We start from the raw sequence: 19386 nt of genomic DNA on the forward strand, positions 1-19386 counted from the left end.
AAGTCGGCGCCCCTTACCTGACAGGTCAACCGATGGATCACCGCAACCGTTTCCGCCTGGAGTCACTGGGCATTTTTCTGTTTTCTCTTGTGTTGTTCACCTTCGGCATCTGGGATCAGCAGCCCCAGGGTTTTGACGGGCGCTGGGCGCTGTTCCTGCAGGAAATGTTTCGCCATGGCGCGAGTTTTTTCCCGACCACCTACGGGCAGCCCTACGCGGATTACCCCGGCACTGCGACCTTCTTCAGCTTTTTGTTTGCCCGACTGTTTGGCGCGCCGAATCATTTGGCGAACGTATTGCCCACCGCCCTGGCGTCCGCTGGGGTGGTGGCGGTGATGTATCGCCTGCTGGTCCCGGCGAATCGCCAGTGGGCGCTGCTCACGGTGTTATTGACCTTGCTCACCACTCAGTTGCTGGAAAAATCTCGGTCGGTGTGCCTGGACCAGATGGTAGCGTTGTTGTGTGTCGGCAGTTTCTACCTGCTGCACAGCGGCGGACGCTGGCGGCGGCTTGCGGTGTTCCCGCTGTTCGTCCTGGGCTTTGCGATACGCGGGCCGTTGGGCTTGATCGAGGTCTGTGGCGTGGTCTGCGTCTATTGGGCACTGGGCAAGCCTGGTGAGCGGGTCAGGCAGGTGCTGATCCACGGTGTCATGGGCCTGGTATTGCTGGCGGCCTGTTGGTGGGTGCTGGTGAAGTTGGCGCGCGTCAGTGGCGGTGATGCCTTTGCCGATGAGGTGTTCAAGATGCAGGTGGGCGGGCGCCTCGATGAGACCGGTGAGCCGTTCTATTTCTACTTCCAGCTGAGTTTGTACCGCTACTTCCCGGTGGTGCCGTTGGCGCTGGCCACAATGATTGCGCTGCGTCATCGCTGGTCCGAGCGGTTCGCGGGCGATATGCAGTTAGTGGTGCGGCTAGGGGCCTGCGGCTTGATGATTTTGCTCGGGCTGTCGGTGCCGCATTTCAAACGCGCCTATTACATCCTGCCCATGGTGCCGATGTTCGCCGCTGTCGCCGCCTATGGGCTTCTCCAGGCGCAAGGTTGGCTCGTTGGCGTGCGTCGCACCTACGAATGGCTTGTCGCAGCGCTGCCGGCGTTGTGCGTGGTTGTAGTCCTTGTCTGTCGGCATGGGTGGCAGAAGCATGGTTATTGGCCTGACGTTTCGCTACCGCTGCTGATCGGCGGGCTGGTGGTGCTGCAGATCGCGGCACTGATCGCCTGGCGTCGGGTGGGGCGGCTGGTGTGGCTCAGCCTGATCGCATTGACCGCGCAATGGCTGCTGTTGGTGACGGTGGTTGAACCGGCGAAGGATCTGCAATTCGATACCCGGCAATTTGTCGGCCGAGTCGAGGCGCTGCGAGGCGCTCAGCCGGGGCCGCTGGTGTTTATCAACCTGGGCCGGGACACCTGGGCGGTGCGCTACGTGATGAACCTGGATCACGATGAGTACCCGGTGTTCATCGCAAGCAGCGAGATCGCGCGACTGGAAGCTTTGCCTCGGCCAGCCTGGGTGATCGTCTCGCGCAAGGAAACCGCGTTGTTGAAAGGCACGCCTCTGGAGCAGTTGGCGCCAAGGTTTGAAGGGCGGTTGAATGACAACCCGCTGATGGTATTTTTACTGAAGTGAATCGGCAGCTTGAGTCGAACGAGGAGGGCGCCCGGTTTGCGATTGAGTTCGGCGGACGCTGCTCGGAGATAAAAATCACAGGCAACAAAAAACCCGCACTATGCGGGTTTCTTGATTGCTTTCACGTGATGTTGACACCACCTGAAAGCTGAAGGTGGTGCCCAGAGACGGAATCGAACCGCCGACACGGGGATTTTCAATCCCCTGCTCTACCGACTGAGCTATCTGGGCAACGGGGCGCATTAAACGGGTTTTTCAGGGGGTCGTCAAGCAAGTTTTCAAAAAATATTTAATTATTACCGTCGCTTACGTGCCGACCCCGGTTTTTGATCAATTATTGAGCAGGCGGCACGTAGCCGTCGGCCTTGGCGTATTCCTCGCCGGAAAAGAACTTGTCCATCTCGCCCGCCAGGTATTTACGATCTTCGGCGTTCATCATGTTCAGGCGCTTTTCGTTGATCAGCAGAGTCTGGTGTTTCAGCCAGTCGCCCCAGGCCTGGGCAGAGATATGGTCGAAAATGTCCTGGCCCTTGGCGCCTGGATACGGCGGGCGTTCCAGGCCTGGCAATTCTTCTTTGTACTTGCGGCACATTACGGTGCGGGTCATGACGACACTCCTGCATTCAATACGTCGGCCGCGCGCTTCAGCAGTTTTTTCACCGGGGCGGCAAGGCCCAGGCGCGGCGGGGTGGCGAGGTTATACCAGAGCCAGTCGGCCTCGGCCACGTGATGGGCGGATTCTTCGACCTGGACCAACCAGGGTTCGATGGCGAGCTGGAAGTGGCTGAAGGTGTGTATCAGCCCCGGCAGCGCCTGCTGCGTGCCCAGTTCCAACGCGTGCTGGTTGGCCAGGTGTTCCAGGTCTTGCAAGTCATCCAGCTCCGGCAAACTCCACAGGCCGCCCCACAGGCCCGTGGAAGGGCGACGGTAAAGCAGGATCGCACCCTCGGCATTGGCCAGCAGCGGCATCAGCGTGCGCTTCTGCGGGATAGTCTTGCGCGGCTTGGGGATCGGATAGCGCGTCTCCAGGCCGAGCATGTGGGCTTCGCAGCCTTTCTCCAGTGGGCATAACAGGCAGCTGGGTTTGCTGCGGGTGCAGAGGGTGGCGCCCATGTCCATCATCGCCTGGGTATAGGCATTGACGCGATCATGGGGCGTGAAGCGTTCCGCAGTGGCCCACAGCTGCTTGGCTACCTTGGGCTCGCCGGGGTAGCCCTCCTGTGCGGTAAATCGCGCCAGGACGCGCTTGACGTTGCCGTCGAGGATCGGCGCACGCAAGCCCATGCTCAGGCTGGCGATCGCACCGGCGGTGGACAGGCCGATGCCTGGCAGCTCGGTGAGCTTCTCGACATCCTTGGGAAACTCGCCGCCGTACTCGGCCACGATAATCTTTGCAGTCTTTTGCAGGTTGCGCGCCCGGGTGTAGTAACCCAAGCCGGTCCACAGGTGCAGCACTTCGTCTTCCGGTGCAGCGGCCAGGGCTTCGACCGTCGGCAGCGAGGCCATGAAACGGTCGAAGTAATTGAGCACGGTGCTCACCTGGGTCTGTTGCAGCATGATCTCCGAGACCCACACCCGATAAGGCGTGATGCCCTGTTGCCAGGGCAGGTCATGGCGACCGTGGCGGTCGTACCAATTGAGTACGGCTTCTGAAAATTGCTCGTTTCTCATCGTTTGAACAGGCCCTTCAGCGCGTCTTTAAGCTGCGGGTTCACCTTGTCGAGCTTCTCTTCCAGCTTGTCGCTGAGCTTGTTGCCGGCCGCCTTGATGGCAACCTGGGTCAAGCCGTCCTTGTCCAGGCGGCATGCCTTGGCGCCCAGTTCCAGCGGGCCACGGCAGCGCAGCGGCACTTCGATGCCCTGGAAGTTGGCGCCCACCTGGCAGGCGGGATCTGGCGTTTCACGCTGGTCACCTTCGACGATGATGCCGACGCGGTAGTCCATGCCCAGCACGCGCAGGTCGACGTCGCCGTTACCGTTGACGGTCAGGCCTGGGATGCGCACTTTCAAGTCAGGGTTGCTGGCGACCCCGTTACGGAAGGTCAGGTTGCCCTTCAACTCTTGGAACGGCGTGTCCTTGCCTTGCGGCGTGCTGCTCAAGGTCTTGCGATTGAGCAGGGCGATGCCGGTGCAGAGTTGTTGCTCAAGGTTGGCGTTGAGCAGCACGCCGTTGTTGATCACAAAACTCGCGGTGCCGTTGAGGCTGTCGATCAGGGCTTTCTGGCTATTGCCACGGCCTGTGAGGTTGCTGTCGAGGGTGATCTGGCCTTTCACCGGCGGGGTTTGCCCCTGGGCTTGCAGGATGCGCTCGACCGGCACCTGCTTGATCCGGCTTTGCAGCGCAAGCACGGGGATATCCTGGCGCACATCAAGCGTGCCATTGGCCTGGAAGCTGCCGTTGTAGAGACCGCCGCTCAAGGTGTCGAGCTTGAGCTGACCATCGAGGCCGGAAGCTTTGAGCGCGGCATTCTGGATCGGCAACTTGCTCAGGGTGAGTTGGCCGAACGCGAGGTCGGCTTCCACATCCAGCGTGCGCAGACGCGCCAATGGCAGCAGTTTGTCGGTACTCCAGGCCCCTTTGGTCGGGGCGTCGGGCAGTGGCGTGGTGCCGCCGGCGGCCATGGCACCGGCTTCGCTGTTTTGCACTTCGGCCTGGCGTGCGGCGGTGGCGCCCTTGGCGGATTCGGATTTGGCGGGCAGGTAGTTGTCGGCGTTGAAGGTGTCGCCCTTGAGCTGAACGCGCAGGGATTGCTTGGCGAAATCGTCCACGGCGACGCGGCCGGTGAAGGTGCTGCCGTCGAGTTTCAGGTTCAGGTCTTCCAGGGCCACACTGGTCGGCGTGCCTTTGAGGCGGCTGACCAACTCGACCTTGCTCAGGCTGCCGTCGGCCATCGGCGGCAATGGGTGGCCGACGCTGTCGAGGAATTTGGCCAGGTCAAATTGGGCGATGGAGAGGGCACCGCTGAGCTGCGGGGTCTTGTCCAGGTCGTTGACCTTCAGTTCGCCCAGGGCGCGCAACTGGTTGGCCGACAGCTTCATGTTGGTCCATTCGGCAATATTGGCCGCTTGGTCCACCAGCAGTTGGCCCTGGGTGGAGAATGTCACGGTCTTGCCCTGCAGCGGCTCACCCGTGGCTTCGCCAGTGATCTTCATGTCTTCAAGCTGATAACGCTTGAGCGCACGCTGGATGCGCAGGTTGCCGTTGAGCTCGGTCTTGACGCGCATCACCGGCTGGTTGCTGCCGAAGAAGGCGGTGAGTTTCACCGGGATGCTGGCGCCTTCGTGCACCGCACCGGCGCTCAATTGAATGCTTTCGGCGCTGAACTGCTTGCCGGTCTGCTCATCGTTGTATTCAACGCGGGCGTTGTTGACGGTCAGGCTATCAATGTCCAGACGGATGGGTTTAGCCGGCTTCTCCGGTTCAGCCTCGCGAGGCGGCTCAACCGAACCCGGGCTGCCAGCGCTCGCCTCGGTCACGTTCTTGCCGATGTCTTCCCAGTTGCCATGGCCTTGCTTGTCGCGGGTCAGGCGCAGGTTCAGGCCTTCGACTCGCACGTCGCTCATCTGCACTTCGCGGCGCAGCAGCGGCAGCACGCGCACGGACAGGCCGAGCATCTGCAGGTCGGCGAAAGGTTGGGTCGGCGCAGTCAGGGTCGCCACGCTGGCTTCGTGCAGTTCAAGGCCGAGCCAGGGGAACAGGCTCCAGCCGATGTCGCCATTGAGCGTCAGCTCGATGTGGGCCTTGTCGCGGGCAATCTGGCGAATCTCGTCTTTATAGTCGTTGGGATCGAAGAGATGGGTCAGGGCAAAACCCAGAGCCACAATGATCAGCAACAGCCCGAGAAGTACCAGACCCAGGATTTTGCCGAACGCTTTCATGGGCGAGTCCTTGTATGTCGATTTCAAAATTTAGCCGCAGAGTATAACGCCCGACGGCCTACGTCAGTGCCCTGATCGTTACATTGTATCCACGGCGGGGAAACGGGTTTCTGGCGTCAAATAAAACAGATTTCCTGAAAAAGGTGATATCAGTTTGGTTTTTCTGTCATCCACAGGTGCTAATCTGCGCAGGTTCGTCTGCCTTCTGCGACATAGCGTCGCGTTCAAATGGAGCTTTACTCAACAACAACGGCCAACGCTTTGCGTGCAAGGCCGAGGGAGAGAGCGCCCGACGGACACATACTAACAACTGGGGGAAACACCAATGAGCACTAGCACTGCGGCGGGTTCGACTGCCGCACAGCCTGCGTTCCTGTCCAAGGAACGCATTATCGCCAAGCCCGGCTTCAACCGCTGGCTGGTTCCGCCGGCCGCCCTGGCCATCCACCTGTGCATCGGCATGGCCTATGGCTTCTCGGTGTTCTGGCTGCCACTGTCCAAGGCACTGGGTATCACCAAACCGCTCGCCTGCGCGCCGGACATGGGCTTCATCGCCCAAGTCTTCTCGTCCCAATGCGACTGGCCCATCTCCATGCTGGGCTGGATCTACACCCTGTTCTTCATCTTCCTGGGCTGCTCGGCAGCGATCTGGGGCGGCTGGCTGGAACATGCCGGGCCACGCAAGGCTGGCGTCGTGTCGGCACTGTGCTGGTGCGGCGGCCTGCTGATCTCGGCGTTGGGTATCTATACCCACCAGATCTGGCTGATGTGGATCGGCTCCGGGGTCATTGGCGGTATCGGCCTGGGCCTGGGCTATATCTCGCCCGTATCGACCCTGATCAAGTGGTTCCCGGACAAGCGCGGCATGGCCACCGGTATGGCGATCATGGGCTTTGGCGGCGGCGCGATGGTCGGTGCTCCCCTGGCCGCAGCGCTGATGGGCCACTTCGCGACGCCAACCAGCGTGGGCGTATGGCAGAGCTTCGTGGTGATGGCGGCAATCTACTTTGTGTTCATGATCGGCGGCGCATTGCTGTACCGCGTTCCACCGACTGGCTGGAAGCCTGAGGGCTGGACCGCCCCGGCGAAAAAAGCCAGCAACGCGATGATCACCCACCGTCACGTCCACGTGAACGTAGCGTGGAAAACCCCGCAATTCCGCCTGGTATGGCTGGTGCTGTGCCTGAACGTTTCCGCCGGTATCGGCATCCTCGGCATGGCTTCGCCACTGCTGCAGGAAGTGTTCGGCGGCAAGTTGCTGGGTGTGGATGTGCCGTTTGGTCAGCTGGATGCCGGTCAACTGGCCTCTATCGCGGCCATCGCGGCAGGTTTCACCGGTCTGTTGAGCCTGTTCAACATCGGTGGTCGGTTCTTCTGGGCGTCGTTCTCCGACTACCTGGGCCGTAAAAACACCTACTTCGTGTTCTTCGCCCTGGGCTTTGCCCTGTATGCGCTGATCCCGAACCTGGGGCACCTGGGCAACGTGGCGCTGTTCGTGGCGGCGTTCTGCATCATCCTGTCGATGTACGGCGGTGGTTTTGCGACCGTTCCGGCTTACCTGGCCGACCTGTTCGGCACCCAGATGGTTGGCGCGATCCATGGTCGCCTGCTGACCGCCTGGGCCGCGGCCGGTGTACTGGGTCCGGTGCTGGTTAACTACCTGCGTGAGTATCAACTGAGCATCGGCGTCGAGCGTGCAGCTGCGTACGACATCACCCTGTACATCCTGGCTGGCCTGCTGGTGCTGGGTTTCCTCTGCAACCTGATGGTCCGCCCGGTGGCCGACAAGTACTTCATGACCGACGCCGAACTGGCCGCCGAACAGGCGCTGGGCCATGACAAAGGCGCCGATGCCACCACTTCCCTGGAGTGGAAGGCAGCCTCCGGTACCGTGCCATTGGCTATCGCCGCCTGGCTGGTGGTGGGTATTCCGTTGGCGTGGGGTGTGTGGGTGACCCTGCAGAAGACCGCAGTCCTGTTCCACTAACACCGTAAAATTTTGTGGGCGCGGTTCCTGTGGGAGCCGGGCTTGCCCGCGATGGCATCACCTCGGTGCAACTGAAAAGCCGAGGTGCCTGCATCGCAGGCAAGCCAGCTCCACAAAAGCTGGTTCTCACATGTATGCACATGTCTATCCCCGACACTCCATCAGTCTTATCCCCTCCGATGTTTCTGTTTAGCGCCCGCGCCCCTATAATGGCTGCCTTTTTCGCCCAATGATTTTGCGGAGCTGGTGATGGCCGAACGTAAGGCGTCCGTCGAGCGCGACACTCTGGAAACCCAGATCAAAGCCTCGATCAACCTGGATGGCACCGGAAAGGCCCGATTTGATATCGGTGTACCTTTTCTTGAGCACATGCTGGACCAGATCGCCCGTCACGGGCTGATCGACCTGGATATCGTCAGTAAGGGCGACCTGCATATCGACGACCACCACACGGTGGAAGACGTCGGTATCACCTTGGGCCAGGCATTTGCCAAGGCCATCGGCGACAAGAAAGGCATCCGTCGCTACGGCCACGCCTATGTCCCGTTGGACGAAGCGCTGTCGCGCGTGGTCATCGACTTCTCCGGCCGCCCCGGCCTGCAGATGCACGTGCCCTACACCCGCGCCACCGTCGGCGGCTTCGATGTCGACCTGTTCCAGGAATTCTTCCAGGGTTTCGTCAACCACGCCCTTGTCAGCCTGCACATCGACAACCTGCGCGGCACCAACACCCACCACCAGATCGAAACCGTGTTCAAGGCCTTCGGCCGCGCCCTGCGCATGGCTGTAGAGCTGGATGAGCGCATGGCCGGGCAAATGCCCTCGACCAAGGGCGTCCTGTAATGCAGACGGTCGCGGTTATCGATTACGGCATGGGTAACCTGCACTCGGTGGCCAAGGCCCTCGAGCACGTAGGCGCCGGCAAGGTGCTGATCACCAGCGATGCCAGCGTGATTCGCGAAGCCGACCGGGTGGTGTTTCCCGGCGTTGGCGCGATTCGCGACTGCATGGCCGAGATCCGCCGCCTGGGCTTTGACAGCCTGGTGCGCGAAGTCAGCCAGGACCGTCCGTTTCTCGGCATCTGCGTGGGCATGCAAGCCTTGCTCGACAGCAGTGAGGAGAACGACGGCGTCGACTGCATCGGCCTGTTCCCAGGCCAGGTGAAGTTCTTCGGCAAAGACCTGCATGAAGACGGCGAACACCTGAAAGTCCCGCACATGGGCTGGAACGAAGTCCGCCAGACCGTGGACCACCCGCTATGGCACGAAGTGCCGGACATGGCGCGCTTCTACTTCGTGCACAGCTACTACATCGCCGCCGGTAAGCCGGGCCAGGTGGTGGGCGGCGGGCACTACGGCGTCGACTTCGCCGCCGCGCTGGCCGAAGGTTCGCGGTTTGCCGTGCAGTTCCACCCGGAGAAGAGCCATACCCATGGCCTGCAATTGCTGCAGAACTTCGCCGCCTGGGACGGGCGCTGGTAAATGGCCAGGAAGCCGAAGCAGCCGATCTTGAACCTCACGCCCGAACAGGAGAGTGAGGCTACCCTCAAGATCAAGCGCTTTATGGAAGATCGCTTCGAGCTCAAGCTGGGTTCGTTCGAGGTCGCCGAGATCCTCGAACTGTTCACCAATGAAGTGGCTCCGCATTATTACAACAGGGCGATTTTCGACACGCAGACGCTCCTTAAAGAAAGGTTCGAAAGCATCGAAAGCGACCTGTGGTCGCTTGAGAAACCCTGATTTCCCAAGCATTGCTGAATTTCGAATAAGGTTTGCCAGATGCTGATTATCCCCGCTATCGATCTCAAGGACGGCGCCTGCGTCCGTCTGCGCCAAGGCCGCATGGAAGACTCCACCGTGTTCTCCGATGATCCGGTGAGCATGGCTGCCAAATGGGTAGAAGGGGGCTGCCGTCGTCTGCATCTGGTGGACTTGAACGGCGCCTTCGAAGGCCAGCCGGTCAACGGCGAGGTGGTCACCGCGATAGCCAAGCGCTACCCGAACCTGCCGATCCAGATCGGCGGCGGTATCCGCTCACTGGAAACCATCGAGCACTACGTCAAGGCCGGCGTCAGCTACGTGATCATCGGTACCAAGGCCGTGAAAGACCCGGCATTCGTCGCCGAAGCTTGCCGCGCCTTCCCTGGCAAAGTGATCGTGGGCCTGGACGCCAAGGATGGCTTCGTCGCCACCGACGGCTGGGCTGAGATCAGCACCGTGCAGGTCATCGACCTGGCCAAGCAGTTCGAAGCTGACGGCGTTTCCGCCATCGTTTATACCGACATCGCCAAAGACGGCATGATGCAGGGCTGCAACGTGCCGTTTACCGCCGCACTGGCTGCTGCGACCAAGATCCCGGTGATCGCTTCCGGCGGCATCCACAACCTGGGCGACATCAAGTCGCTGCTGGACGCCAAGGCCCCAGGCATCATCGGTGCCATCACGGGGCGCGCGATCTACGAAGGGACCCTGGACGTCGCCGAAGCCCAGGCTTACTGCGATGCCTACAACGGCTGAGGACTGACCATGGCGCTGGCCAAACGCATCATCCCTTGCCTGGACGTCGACAACGGTCGCGTGGTCAAGGGCGTCAAGTTCGAGAACATCCGTGACGCCGGCGACCCGGTGGAAATCGCCCGTCGCTACGATGAGCAAGGTGCCGACGAGATTACCTTTCTCGACATCACCGCCAGCGTCGACGGCCGTGACACCACCCTGCATACCGTAGAGCGCATGGCCAGCCAGGTGTTCATCCCGCTGACCGTGGGCGGCGGCGTGCGCACCGTGCAAGATATCCGCAACCTGCTCAACGCCGGTGCGGACAAGGTCTCGATCAACACCGCAGCCGTGTTCAACCCGGAGTTCGTCGGCGAAGCCGCGCAGCATTTCGGTTCGCAGTGCATCGTGGTTGCCATCGACGCCAAGAAAGTCTCAGGCCCGGGCGAAACCCCGCGCTGGGAAATCTTCACCCACGGCGGCCGCAAGCCGACCGGCCTGGACGCGGTAGAGTGGGCGATGAAGATGGAAGGCCTGGGCGCCGGTGAAATCCTGCTGACCAGCATGGACCAGGACGGCATGAAAAACGGCTTCGACCTCGGCGTAACCCGCGCCATCAGCGATGCCCTGGGCATTCCGGTGATCGCCTCCGGCGGCGTCGGTAACCTGCAGCACCTGGCCGACGGCGTGATCGAAGGCCACGCCAGCGCGGTGCTGGCGGCGAGTATTTTCCACTTTGGCGAATACACCGTCCCCGAGGCCAAGGCCTACATGGCGGCGCGCGGCATCGTCGTACGCTAAACGCTGCTGGACACCATGGCAGGCGCGCGGCACTCTCTGCGCTTGCCATGGATTCCGGTAACTTACATGTTCAAGCACCTGCTGCTCGCCCTCGCCAGTACATCCCTCCTGTTGGCAGGTTCGGTCCACGCCGAAGAACCGTCTGACGCTTCCCTGGTGTTGCTGACGGAAAACTTCCCGCCCTACAACATGGCGAAAAACGGTAAGAACTTCGCCAAGGACGAGAACATCGAAGGCATCGCTGTGGACATCGTGCGCGAAACCTTCAAGCGCGCCGGCATTTCATACAACCTCACCCTGCGTTTCCCATGGGAGCGTATCTACAAGCTCGCCCTGGAAAAACCTGGCTACGGCGTGTTCGTGATGGCGCGCCTGCCGGACCGTGAGGCCCTGTTCAAGTGGGTCGGCCCCATCGGCCCGGATGATTGGGTGCTGCTGGCCAAGGCCGACAGCAAGATCCAATTGGATGACCTTGAGCATGCCCGCCGCTACAAGATCGGCGCCTACAAGGGCGATGCCATCGCCGAGACCCTGGAGAAGCAGGGCCTCAACCCGCTGGTGGTGCTACGTGATCAGGACAACGCGCAAAAGTTGCTGGATGGCCAGATCGACCTGTGGGCCACCGGCGATCCCGCCGGGCGTTACCTGGCGCGCCAGGTTGGCGTGACGGGGCTCAGGACGGTGTTGCGTTTCAACAGTGCCCAGCTGTACCTCGCGCTGAACAAGGAGGTGCCGGACGAACTGGTGGCCAAGCTGCAGGCCGCGCTGGACCAACTGCGTAAAGACGGTGTCGTCGACGAAATCATGGCGAAATATCTGTAATCGGCCGACTTCTCATTGTAGGCGCTGGCTTGCAGCACCTACAGTGGACCGTCAGCGGTAAATGCCATTCTTGCCATGCCCGGCCATCGCCTGGTTACTGCGCACGCTGATCATCAACTTGATATCGATCCAGTCAACGCCCTGAGCCTTGAGCTTGGGCAATTCGCGCTCCAGCACCGCCAGGGTTTGCGGATACGGGTGGCCGATCATCACCACTGAACCCTGCTTGTGCGCCAGCTTGATCGCGGTCTGCAATTGCGTGGTGATTGCTGCTTCGGTGCGCTCGTCATCCAGGAATACGTCCCGCGAAACATGGGCCAGGCCGATTTTCTGAGCTTCGGCGGCGGCGACGGTTTGTGCACTGGTGCGGCTGTCGACGAAAAACTTGTTGCGCCGCTGCAGCTCGGCCATCAGCCAGGCCATGGCGGCCGGCTGGGCCGTCATGCGGCTGCCCATGTGGTTGTTGATGCCAGCGGTGAAGGGCACGGCTTGGAACGCCGCATCCAGGCGCTTGCCGAGCTCTTCGATGGGCAGGTCGGGGTGCCAGGCGAACGGTCCGGTGGCCGGGTCCATGGGCATGTGCAGGATCACGATCTTGCCGGCCTTGTGCGCTTCGCGCGCAAATTCGGCGGCGTGGGGCGTGTCGGGCATGATCGCCGTGGTCACTGGCCCGGGCAGGGCCAGCACACGCCGATCCCTGGGCAGGTTTTGCCCAAGGTCGTCGATGATGAGGGTCAGGTAGGCTTTGTGGGGCTCGCCGGCAGGCGTCGCATGGGCGACGCCTGCCAGGCTGCACAGCACAGCGATGATCAGGGCAAAACGCATATCAACGGCTGCGGGTGATGCTCAAGCCCTTGAGCAGGCTAAGCGCCTGGGCCAGTTGGTAGTCATCGTCCTGCGGCATCGGCTTGGCTTTCTTGCCGCTGCCGGTTGGCTGGTCGGCGCCGCCGTTGCCATTGCCCAGGTGGCCTTGCAGGTCCGCCTCTTTGTAGTACTCGCTGTCGATCTCGTTGGTGATCTTGGCCTTGCGCACTTCGATGTCCGGCACGATGCCCTGGGCCTGGATCGAGCGCCCGTTCGGCGTGTAGTACAGCGCTGTGGTGATCTTCAACGCGCGCTCGTTGTTCAGCGGCAGCACGGTTTGCACCGAGCCTTTGCCGAAGCTGGTGGTGCCCATCAGCACGCCGCGCTTCTGGTCTTGCAGGGCGCCGGCCACGATCTCCGACGCCGAGGCGCTGCCGCCATTGATCAGCACGGCCAGTGGCACGTTTTCGCTCAGGTCGTTGCCGGTGGCCGAGAAGCGCAGCTCGGAGTTGGCGATACGGCCCTTGGTGTACACGATCAGGCCCTTGGTGATGAAGTGGTCGACCACTTCCACCGCCGACTGCAGCACGCCGCCTGGGTTGTTACGCAGGTCGAGCACGATGCCGCTGAGCTTCTTGCCGTTGTCTTTGCGCAGCTTGGCCAGCGCCTTGGCCACTTCGTCGCCGGTCTTGACCTGGAACTGGGTGATGCGGATGTAGCCGTAGCCCGACTCCAGCAACTGGCTCTTCACGCTCTTGACCACGATGGTCGCGCGGGTCAGCGTCACGTCAAACGGGTTGCCACCGTCGCGTACCAGGGTCAGGGTGATTTTCTGGCCGATCTTGCCGCGCATCTTGTCGACGGCTTCGGTCATGGTCTGGCCACGGGTAGGCTGACCGTTGATCTTCACGATGAAATCGCCAGCCTGAATGCCGGCCTTGGACGCCGGGGTGTCATCGATCGGCGAGACCACCTTGATGTTGCCGTCTTCGGAGCCGACTTCAATGCCCAGGCCGCCGAATTCACCGCTGGTGCTTTCCTGCAGCTCGGCGAAATCTTCGGGGCCGAGGTAAGCGGAGTGCGGATCGAGGTTGCTGAGCATGCCCTTGATGGCATTTTCCAGCAGGGTCTTGTCATCTACGGGTTCGACATAAGCGGCTTTGATCCGGTCCATGACCTCGGCAAAGGTGCGCAGCTCATCCAGCGGCAACGGTGCCTTGGTGGTCGCGGCCGTGGCGGCGGGTGCAGCCGGAGCGGCCTGGTCGGCGAATGCCAAAGGCGCGCCGATCACCAGGGCGATCGTCAGGGCCAGCGAAGTGAGGCGGGACAAATGCAGCATGTCGAACGAACTCCTAATGTAGATGCAGCCCTATCCTTGGGAACGGCACCATTGTGCGGGATCGCTCGGGCGACCCTGCTGACGAATAGCGAAGTACAGCGCCGGGGTGTCCTGGCCACCACTGTTACCGACAGTGGAGATGGATTCACCGGCTTTTACAACATCACCTGCCGACTTGAGTAAAGTCTGATTGTGGCCGTAAAGGCTCAAATAGCCATTACCGTGGTCAAGAATCACCAACAAACCGGCGCCCCGCAACCAATCGGCAAACACCACGCGCCCACCGTGAACGGCGTGTACTTGGCTGCCGGCCGAGGCGCTGATCATCACCCCATCCCACTTGGCGCGGGTGTCATCGCCACGGGTTTCCCCGAAGCGTGCCAGTAATCGACCATCAACTGGCCATGGAAGTTTGCCCCGCGCTGAAGCAAAAGGGCCGCCGAACGACTCGCCGGCACTGGAAACCAGCGGGCCAGGCGCTGAATGTGCCGGTTTGCGCGGTGCCGGAGCGTCCGAGGTGGCAGCCAATTCGGCCTCACGCTGGCGCTTTTTTTCGGCTTCCTGCTGGGCGATCAGCGCTTTCTGCCGCGCTTCTTCGGCCTCACGTGCCTGGCGAGCCAGGGTTTCTTCGATGGTCTTGAGCACTTTGGCCAGGTCGGCCTGGTCCTGCTCGCGAGCCTGGAGCTTGGCGTCGCGGGCCTTCACGTCGTCATTGAGCTTGGCCAGGGCCAGCTGGCGCTCCTTGCGGACCTTGTCCAGCTCGTCGCGCTGGGCGTTGAGGCTGCTTTTCTGGTCTTCCAGCTGCGATTGCTGGTTGGCGATTTCCTGTTCGACGTTGACCAACTGGCGCAGGGTCTCGTTGAAGCTTTTCAACTGCTCCATGCGGGCCTTGCTCAGGTAGTCGTAGTAGGTAAGGGTGCGCGCGAATTTCTCGGGGTTCTGCTGGTTGAGCAGCAGCTTGAGGTACTCCTGGCGGCCGTTCTGGTAGGCGGCACGGGCCTGGATCGCGATCAGGCGTTGCTGTTCAACGCGTGCGCTCTGGAGTTTTTTTTTCTCAGCGTCGAGTCGCTCCAGTTCCGACTCGCTCTTCTTTAATTCTTTTTGCAGCTCCTGGACCTGCTTCTCCAGCTTGCCCATCTCGGTTTCCGTACCGCGCAGGTCTTTCTGCACGCCGGATTTCTCTTCCTGGAGCTTGCCGAGCAGTTTTTTCAGCTCGGTGATGTCCTGACGCGTAGCGTCCAACTGTTGTTGGGTTTGTGCGCGCTCATCGGCAAACGCCGGTTGGAGCAGGCAGACAAGAGCAAGGGTAATCAAGGCGCGAAGCATAGAGGCGGGCGACACCAGGGAAATGGACGGCCTAGTATGCCCGCCAAGCGCGGCAAAAAAAACGCCCAATTCGGGCTGGAACGCAAGATAGGTGCCGAGTGGCAGTGGTATGGCAAAAAGACATGTTCCAAACAGCCGAAAACAATGTGGGAGGGGGCTTGCCCCCGATTGCAGTGTGTCAGCTCAATAGGTGCTGGCTGATCCACTGCTATCGGGGGCAAGCCCCCTCCCACACTGTTGCGCGGTGTGGTTGAAATCAAATCAGAATCGAAGTCCCGGTCATCTCCACCGGCTTCTCCAACCCCATCAGCATCAACATGGTCGGCGCTACATCCGCCAGCACGCCACCTTCACGCACTTTGAAGTCGCGCTTGCCGACGTAGATGAACGGCACCGGTTCGGTAGTGTGAGCAGTGTGGGCCTGGCCGGTGGATTCGTCGGACATTTGCTCGCAGTTGCCGTGGTCGGCGGTGATCAGCGCTTCGCCGCCGACTTTTTCCAGGGCGTCGACGATGCGGCCGACGCACAGGTCCAGGCATTCCACGGCCTTGGTGGCGGCTTCCAGGTTGCCGCTGTGGCCGACCATGTCGCCGTTGGCGTAGTTGACCACGATCACGTCGTAACGCTGGTGGTCGATGGCATCGACGATTTTGTCGGTCACTTCCGGCGCACTCATTTCCGGCTGCAGGTCGTAGGTGGCGACTTTTGGCGAGGGAATCAGGATGCGCTCTTCACCCGGGAACGGCTCTTCACGGCCGCCGGAGAAGAAGAAGGTCACGTGGGCGTATTTTTCGGTTTCGGCGATGCGCAGCTGGGTCTTGCCGTTTTTGGCCAGGTAATCGCCCAGCACGTTATCCAAGGTGCCCGCTGCAAAGGCGGCGGGGGCCGGGATGCTGGCGGCGTACTGGGTCAGGCCCACGTACTGTACTTTCGGCTGGCGGGCGCGTTCGAACTCCTTGAAACCGTCTTCGACAAACACACGGCTCAGCTCACGGGCACGATCGGCGCGGAAGTTCATGAACACCACGGCGTCGCCGTCTTCGACCTTGACCGGCTCGCCGATGGTGGTGGCTTTGACGAACTCGTCGCTCTCGCCGCGAGCGTAGGCGGCTTCCAGGCCTTCCTGGGCGGTGGCGGCGTTGAATTCGGCCTGGCCGTCGACGATCAGGTTGTAGGCTTGGGAGACGCGGTCCCAGCGGTTGTCACGGTCCATGGCGAAGTAACGGCCCACCAGGCTGGCGATGCGGCCTTTGCCGAGGGCGGCGAAGGTGGCGTCGAGTAGTTCGATGGACGACTGGGCGCTTTTCGGCGGGGTGTCGCGGCCGTCGAGGAAGGCGTGCAGGTAGATCTTGTCGGCGCCGCGCTTGAAGGCCAGTTCGGCCATGGCGACCAAGTGGTCCTGGTGGCTGTGGACGCCGCCATCGGACAGCAGGCCCATGAAGTGCACGGCCTTGCCGGCGGCTACTGCTTTATCTACCGCGGCGCAGATGGTCGGGTTCTCGAAGAACTCGCCATCGCGGATCGCTTTGGTCACACGGGTGAAGTCTTGATATACCACTCGTCCGGCGCCGAGGTTCATGTGGCCGACTTCCGAGTTGCCCATCTGGCCGTCCGGCAGGCCTACGTCCATGCCGGAACCGGAGATCAGGCCGTTGGGGACGCTGGCGGTCAGGCGGTCGAGTACTGGCTTCTTGGCCGCGTATACCGCGTTGTCGTGGTGGCTTTCACTGTGTCCGAAGCCATCGAGAATTATCAGGACCAAAGGTTTAGGCGTAGTAGTCATAGATCCTCTCGCGGCGGTAATAAAGGAAGACAATTGAAAAGGGAGTGGCAGTTTAAAGCGAAGTTCCGACCACGTCACCGCTTTACGGGGGTTGGCCCCCCCTGACGGCTGTGTATACTTACCGCCATTTTAACGCCCTGGAACCTCCTTGATGGTTGATCACCTGATTGCATTTGCCACTGCCCACTATCTGCTTGTGGGTGCCTTCGTCATCCTGCTGGCGCTGCTGATCGCTCACGAATTGAGCCGCGGTGGCCGCAGCCTGAGCACGGCGGAGCTGACCGCGCTGGTCAACAAGGATGAGGCCGTTGTCGTGGACATCCGCCCGGCCAAGGATTTCGCCACCGGCCATATCGTCGGTGCCCTGAACATTCCGCAGGACAAGCTGATCGCGCGCCTGGCCGAGCTGGAAAAGCACAAGGCCAAGACCATCATCCTGGTCGACGCCCAAGGCCAGCACGCCGGCACCCACGCCCGCGAAATGCTCAAGACCGGCTTCACCGCCGCCAAGCTGTCCGGTGGCATCAGCAGCTGGCGCGCCGATAACCTGCCGCTGGTGAAGTGATATGAGCCAGGTTGTCGTGTATTCCAGCGATTGGTGCCCTTACTGCATGCGGGCCAAGGCCCTGCTGGAGAAAAAGGGCGTTGCCTTCGAAGAGATCAAGGTCGACGGCAAACCCCAGGTGCGCGCCGAAATGGCCCAGAAGGCGGGGCGCACGTCCGTGCCGCAGATCTGGATCGGCGCCAAGCACATCGGTGGCTGCGACGACCTGTTCGCTCTGGAGCGCGCCGGTAAACTCGATGCGTTGCTGCTCGTCTGACTCCTAAACCCTAAAAGACCCCAAGATCAAGAAGGATCTGCGATGACTGACCAACAGAACACCGAAGCAGCAGAAGCCCAAGCTCCACAGTTCTCGCTGCAGCGGATCTACGTGCGTGACCTGTCGTTCGAAGCGCCGAAAAGCCCGGCCATCTTCCGCCAGGAATGGACCCCAAGCGTTGCGCTGGACCTGAACACCCGCCAAAAGGCACTGGAAGGCGACTTCCACGAAGTCGTGCTGACCCTGTCCGTGACCGTCAAGAATGGCGAAGAAGTGGCCTTCATCGCTGAAGTGCAACAGGCCGGTATCTTCCTGATCCAGGGCCTGGACGAAGCGTCCATGAGCCACACCCTGGGCGCGTTCTGCCCGAACATCCTGTTCCCGTATGCCCGTGAGACCCTGGACAGCCTGGTCACCCGTGGCTCGTTCCCTGCGCTGATGCTGGCTCCGGTGAACTTCGATGCCCTGTACGCTCAAGAGCTGCAGCGCATGCAACAAGAAGGTTCTTCGACGGTTCAGTAATTTCGAACCCGACGCAGTACTCAATGTGGGAGGGGGCCTGTGTGGGAGCTGGCTTGCCAGCGATAGCATCACCGTGGTGTGACTGACACACCGAGGTGCCTGCATCGCGGGCAAGCCCGGCTCCCACACAGGCCCCCTTCCACATTTGTTTTGCGGTGTTATTTGAAGCCGAGCTGGCGCCAGCCTTCGTAGACTGCAACCGCCACGGTGTTGGACAGGTTCAAGCTACGGCAACCCTCGCGCATCGGCAGGCGCAGGCGATGGCCGTCGGGCAGGGCGTCGAGCACCTCGGCCGGCAGCCCCCGGCTTTCCGGGCCGAACAGGAAGGCGTCGCCTTCGGCAAAACTGGCATCATGGAATGGCCGCGAACCCTTGGTGGTGAACGCGAACAGCCGTGGGTGGCCCAGGCTTTCCAGGCAGCTGGCGAGGTCGGCATGGCGCTTGAGCGTGGCGTACTCGTGGTAGTCCAGCCCGGCGCGGCGGAGGCGCTTGTCGTCCATGTCAAAGCCCAGCGGCTCGATCAAATGCAGGTGGCAGCCACTGTTGGCGCACAGCCTGATAACGTTGCCGGTATTCGGCGGAATTTCTGGTTGAAAAAGGATGACGTGAAACATGCACGGCTCCGAAGGCAAAGATGCGCTGCATTCTACCCCCGAAGAGGACCCAAGGCCGAAGCTTATGCCTCGGGTCATGGGCTCTTTGGCGATTGTCGGCATGATGGTGGGCCTGATGATCGGCCGGCTGACCACCCCGGACCCGATCGAACTGCAACAGGTCGAGACCGCAAGGGATGGCGTGGTGGTGTGGTTCAACAGTGAGCCCAAGCTGCACGGCGAGCATATCGACGGCACCGTGGCGCTGCTGTTCGACGCACAGGGCAAGGCCGCCGGTGGGCAACTCAAGGTCAATGAAAAAGACGTGAACTGGCGCGTGCGCAAGACCGATGGCGGCCTGCTGCTGAACCTGGTGGCGGCCCGGCCGTTGCGTGGGGAGTGGAAGGGTGAGAAGGCCGATGGCCGCTGGCGGTTGGAGATCCATCTCCAGGAGGAATAAAAGAGGGAATCCCCGGCCTGCCTGTACCAAGGTCCCCAAAACGGGCTGGGGCTATGGGCGCTGTGCCACATAAGCCCCGGGTGTAAAGAAGGGAGTTCCCGGCCTGCCTGTACCAGGGCTCCCAAAACGG

Annotated in this window: 20 protein-coding genes and 1 tRNA gene; 12 read left to right on the plus strand and 9 right to left on the minus strand. The window is 61.5% G+C overall.

Features of this window, described 5'->3' with window-relative positions; genetic code table 11:
* Positions 1–32: 32 nt before the first annotated feature.
* Positions 33–1625: an ArnT family glycosyltransferase gene (locus KHP07_RS28665; RefSeq protein WP_214498471.1), complete on the plus strand. Its 1593-nt coding sequence runs from the start codon at positions 33–35 to the stop codon at positions 1623–1625.
* A 155-nt stretch (positions 1626–1780) separates the two neighbouring features.
* Here KHP07_RS28665 and KHP07_RS28670 read toward each other — a convergent pair.
* The 4 genes from KHP07_RS28670 to KHP07_RS28685 all read right to left on the minus strand — a co-directional run bounded on the left by KHP07_RS28670 (position 1781) and on the right by KHP07_RS28685 (position 5503).
* Positions 1781–1856: transfer RNA gene (locus KHP07_RS28670), tRNA-Phe, on the minus strand.
* A 103-nt stretch (positions 1857–1959) separates the two neighbouring features.
* The gene (locus KHP07_RS28675; RefSeq protein ID WP_100491698.1) at positions 1960–2232 is read right to left on the minus strand and encodes an oxidative damage protection protein; all 273 of its coding nucleotides are present in this window, start codon (positions 2230–2232) and stop codon (positions 1960–1962) included.
* On the minus strand, positions 2229–3296 hold the full coding sequence (gene mutY / locus KHP07_RS28680) for an A/G-specific adenine glycosylase (RefSeq protein ID WP_078046451.1): 1068 nt from the start codon (positions 3294–3296) through the stop codon (positions 2229–2231). Before mutY ends, KHP07_RS28675 begins: the two co-directional genes overlap by 4 nt.
* The gene (locus KHP07_RS28685) at positions 3293–5503 is read right to left on the minus strand and encodes an AsmA family protein (RefSeq protein ID WP_214498472.1); all 2211 of its coding nucleotides are present in this window, start codon (positions 5501–5503) and stop codon (positions 3293–3295) included. The genes mutY and KHP07_RS28685 overlap by 4 nt, the downstream gene beginning before the upstream one ends.
* Positions 5504–5828: 325 nt before the next feature.
* On the opposite strand from KHP07_RS28685, the gene KHP07_RS28690 reads away from it, so the two are divergent.
* The 7 genes from KHP07_RS28690 (at position 5829) to KHP07_RS28720 (ending at position 11608) form a co-directional block, all read left to right on the plus strand.
* Positions 5829–7490 (plus strand): OFA family MFS transporter, encoded by a 1662-nt coding sequence (locus KHP07_RS28690; RefSeq protein ID WP_078046453.1) that lies wholly within the window; start codon positions 5829–5831, stop codon positions 7488–7490.
* 249 nt (positions 7491–7739) lie between these two features.
* The gene (hisB, locus tag KHP07_RS28695; RefSeq protein ID WP_017849940.1) at positions 7740–8333 is read left to right on the plus strand and encodes an imidazoleglycerol-phosphate dehydratase HisB; all 594 of its coding nucleotides are present in this window, start codon (positions 7740–7742) and stop codon (positions 8331–8333) included.
* Positions 8333–8971 (plus strand): imidazole glycerol phosphate synthase subunit HisH, encoded by a 639-nt coding sequence (hisH, locus tag KHP07_RS28700; RefSeq protein ID WP_016979116.1) that lies wholly within the window; start codon positions 8333–8335, stop codon positions 8969–8971. The genes hisB and hisH overlap by 1 nt, the downstream gene beginning before the upstream one ends.
* Entirely contained in the window at positions 8972–9229 is a 258-nt protein-coding gene (locus KHP07_RS28705; protein WP_078046454.1) for a DUF2164 domain-containing protein, read from the plus strand.
* A 39-nt stretch (positions 9230–9268) separates the two neighbouring features.
* Positions 9269–10006, plus strand: coding sequence for a 1-(5-phosphoribosyl)-5-[(5-phosphoribosylamino)methylideneamino]imidazole-4-carboxamide isomerase (gene hisA / locus KHP07_RS28710; RefSeq protein ID WP_003187784.1), 738 nt, complete (start codon positions 9269–9271; stop codon positions 10004–10006).
* 9 nt (positions 10007–10015) lie between these two features.
* The gene (gene hisF / locus KHP07_RS28715) at positions 10016–10786 is read left to right on the plus strand and encodes an imidazole glycerol phosphate synthase subunit HisF (protein WP_003171107.1); all 771 of its coding nucleotides are present in this window, start codon (positions 10016–10018) and stop codon (positions 10784–10786) included.
* A gap of 66 nt (positions 10787–10852) precedes the next feature.
* On the plus strand, positions 10853–11608 hold the full coding sequence (locus KHP07_RS28720; protein ID WP_214498473.1) for a substrate-binding periplasmic protein: 756 nt from the start codon (positions 10853–10855) through the stop codon (positions 11606–11608).
* 51 nt (positions 11609–11659) lie between these two features.
* Here KHP07_RS28720 and KHP07_RS28725 read toward each other — a convergent pair whose 3' ends face one another.
* The 4 genes from KHP07_RS28725 to gpmI all read right to left on the minus strand — a co-directional run bounded on the left by KHP07_RS28725 (position 11660) and on the right by gpmI (position 16860).
* Positions 11660–12433, minus strand: a complete 774-nt coding sequence (locus KHP07_RS28725; RefSeq protein ID WP_099491323.1) for a divergent polysaccharide deacetylase family protein — start codon at positions 12431–12433, stop codon at positions 11660–11662.
* A 1-nt stretch (position 12434) separates the two neighbouring features.
* On the minus strand, positions 12435–13751 hold the full coding sequence (locus tag KHP07_RS28730; RefSeq protein WP_078046457.1) for a S41 family peptidase: 1317 nt from the start codon (positions 13749–13751) through the stop codon (positions 12435–12437).
* Positions 13752–13781: 30 nt separating this feature from the next.
* Positions 13782–15077, minus strand: a complete 1296-nt coding sequence (locus tag KHP07_RS28735; protein WP_100491694.1) for a murein hydrolase activator EnvC family protein — start codon at positions 15075–15077, stop codon at positions 13782–13784.
* 256 nt (positions 15078–15333) lie between these two features.
* Entirely contained in the window at positions 15334–16860 is a 1527-nt protein-coding gene (gpmI, locus tag KHP07_RS28740; RefSeq protein ID WP_078046459.1) for a 2,3-bisphosphoglycerate-independent phosphoglycerate mutase, read from the minus strand.
* Between the two features lie 151 nt (positions 16861–17011).
* Between gpmI and KHP07_RS28745 the strand changes: the two genes are divergently transcribed.
* From KHP07_RS28745 to secB, 3 genes are read left to right on the plus strand one after another with little or no spacing between them, the layout of a single operon-like run.
* Positions 17012–17425: a rhodanese-like domain-containing protein gene (locus KHP07_RS28745; protein ID WP_010213877.1), complete on the plus strand. Its 414-nt coding sequence runs from the start codon at positions 17012–17014 to the stop codon at positions 17423–17425.
* A 1-nt stretch (position 17426) separates the two neighbouring features.
* On the plus strand, positions 17427–17681 hold the full coding sequence (grxC, locus tag KHP07_RS28750) for a glutaredoxin 3 (RefSeq protein ID WP_010213876.1): 255 nt from the start codon (positions 17427–17429) through the stop codon (positions 17679–17681).
* Positions 17682–17723: 42 nt separating this feature from the next.
* Entirely contained in the window at positions 17724–18203 is a 480-nt protein-coding gene (secB, locus tag KHP07_RS28755) for a protein-export chaperone SecB (RefSeq protein ID WP_010213875.1), read from the plus strand.
* Between the two features lie 158 nt (positions 18204–18361).
* Here the strand turns inward: secB and KHP07_RS28760 are convergent, their stop codons facing one another.
* A complete protein-coding gene (locus tag KHP07_RS28760; RefSeq protein ID WP_003171120.1) occupies positions 18362–18817 on the minus strand; it encodes a tRNA (cytidine(34)-2'-O)-methyltransferase in 456 nt (151 codons plus the stop codon).
* Between KHP07_RS28760 and KHP07_RS28765 the strand changes: the two genes are divergently transcribed.
* Positions 18816–19256 (plus strand): hypothetical protein, encoded by a 441-nt coding sequence (locus KHP07_RS28765; protein ID WP_214498474.1) that lies wholly within the window; start codon positions 18816–18818, stop codon positions 19254–19256. The genes KHP07_RS28760 and KHP07_RS28765 overlap by 2 nt on opposite strands.
* Positions 19257–19386 lie beyond the last annotated feature (130 nt).

This window comes from Pseudomonas sp. VS40 (genome assembly GCF_018587885.1).
Taxonomy (GTDB): Bacteria; Pseudomonadota; Gammaproteobacteria; order Pseudomonadales; family Pseudomonadaceae; genus Aquipseudomonas; species Aquipseudomonas pergaminensis.

What these genes read in the sequence shown, in the direction of transcription:
- KHP07_RS28745 (WP_010213877.1), top strand. Translation starts at nt 17,012, where the DNA reads ATGGTTGATCACCTGATTGCATTTGCCACTGCCCACTATCTGCTTGTG.
- hisA (WP_003187784.1), top strand. Translation starts at nt 9,269, where the DNA reads ATGCTGATTATCCCCGCTATCGATCTCAAGGACGGCGCCTGCGTCCGT.
- gpmI (WP_078046459.1), bottom strand. Translation starts at nt 16,860, where the DNA reads ATGACTACTACGCCTAAACCTTTGGTCCTGATAATTCTCGATGGCTTC.
- mutY (WP_078046451.1), bottom strand. Translation starts at nt 3,296, where the DNA reads ATGAGAAACGAGCAATTTTCAGAAGCCGTACTCAATTGGTACGACCGC.
- secB (WP_010213875.1), top strand. Translation starts at nt 17,724, where the DNA reads ATGACTGACCAACAGAACACCGAAGCAGCAGAAGCCCAAGCTCCACAG.
- hisF (WP_003171107.1), top strand. Translation starts at nt 10,016, where the DNA reads ATGGCGCTGGCCAAACGCATCATCCCTTGCCTGGACGTCGACAACGGT.
- hisB (WP_017849940.1), top strand. Translation starts at nt 7,740, where the DNA reads ATGGCCGAACGTAAGGCGTCCGTCGAGCGCGACACTCTGGAAACCCAG.
- KHP07_RS28705 (WP_078046454.1), top strand. Translation starts at nt 8,972, where the DNA reads ATGGCCAGGAAGCCGAAGCAGCCGATCTTGAACCTCACGCCCGAACAG.
- grxC (WP_010213876.1), top strand. Translation starts at nt 17,427, where the DNA reads ATGAGCCAGGTTGTCGTGTATTCCAGCGATTGGTGCCCTTACTGCATG.
- KHP07_RS28730 (WP_078046457.1), bottom strand. Translation starts at nt 13,751, where the DNA reads ATGCTGCATTTGTCCCGCCTCACTTCGCTGGCCCTGACGATCGCCCTG.
- KHP07_RS28675 (WP_100491698.1), bottom strand. Translation starts at nt 2,232, where the DNA reads ATGACCCGCACCGTAATGTGCCGCAAGTACAAAGAAGAATTGCCAGGC.
- KHP07_RS28690 (WP_078046453.1), top strand. Translation starts at nt 5,829, where the DNA reads ATGAGCACTAGCACTGCGGCGGGTTCGACTGCCGCACAGCCTGCGTTC.
- hisH (WP_016979116.1), top strand. Translation starts at nt 8,333, where the DNA reads ATGCAGACGGTCGCGGTTATCGATTACGGCATGGGTAACCTGCACTCG.
- KHP07_RS28735 (WP_100491694.1), bottom strand. Translation starts at nt 15,077, where the DNA reads ATGCTTCGCGCCTTGATTACCCTTGCTCTTGTCTGCCTGCTCCAACCG.
- KHP07_RS28685 (WP_214498472.1), bottom strand. Translation starts at nt 5,503, where the DNA reads ATGAAAGCGTTCGGCAAAATCCTGGGTCTGGTACTTCTCGGGCTGTTG.
- KHP07_RS28720 (WP_214498473.1), top strand. Translation starts at nt 10,853, where the DNA reads ATGTTCAAGCACCTGCTGCTCGCCCTCGCCAGTACATCCCTCCTGTTG.
- KHP07_RS28760 (WP_003171120.1), bottom strand. Translation starts at nt 18,817, where the DNA reads ATGTTTCACGTCATCCTTTTTCAACCAGAAATTCCGCCGAATACCGGC.
- KHP07_RS28725 (WP_099491323.1), bottom strand. Translation starts at nt 12,433, where the DNA reads ATGCGTTTTGCCCTGATCATCGCTGTGCTGTGCAGCCTGGCAGGCGTC.
- KHP07_RS28665 (WP_214498471.1), top strand. Translation starts at nt 33, where the DNA reads ATGGATCACCGCAACCGTTTCCGCCTGGAGTCACTGGGCATTTTTCTG.
- KHP07_RS28765 (WP_214498474.1), top strand. Translation starts at nt 18,816, where the DNA reads ATGCACGGCTCCGAAGGCAAAGATGCGCTGCATTCTACCCCCGAAGAG.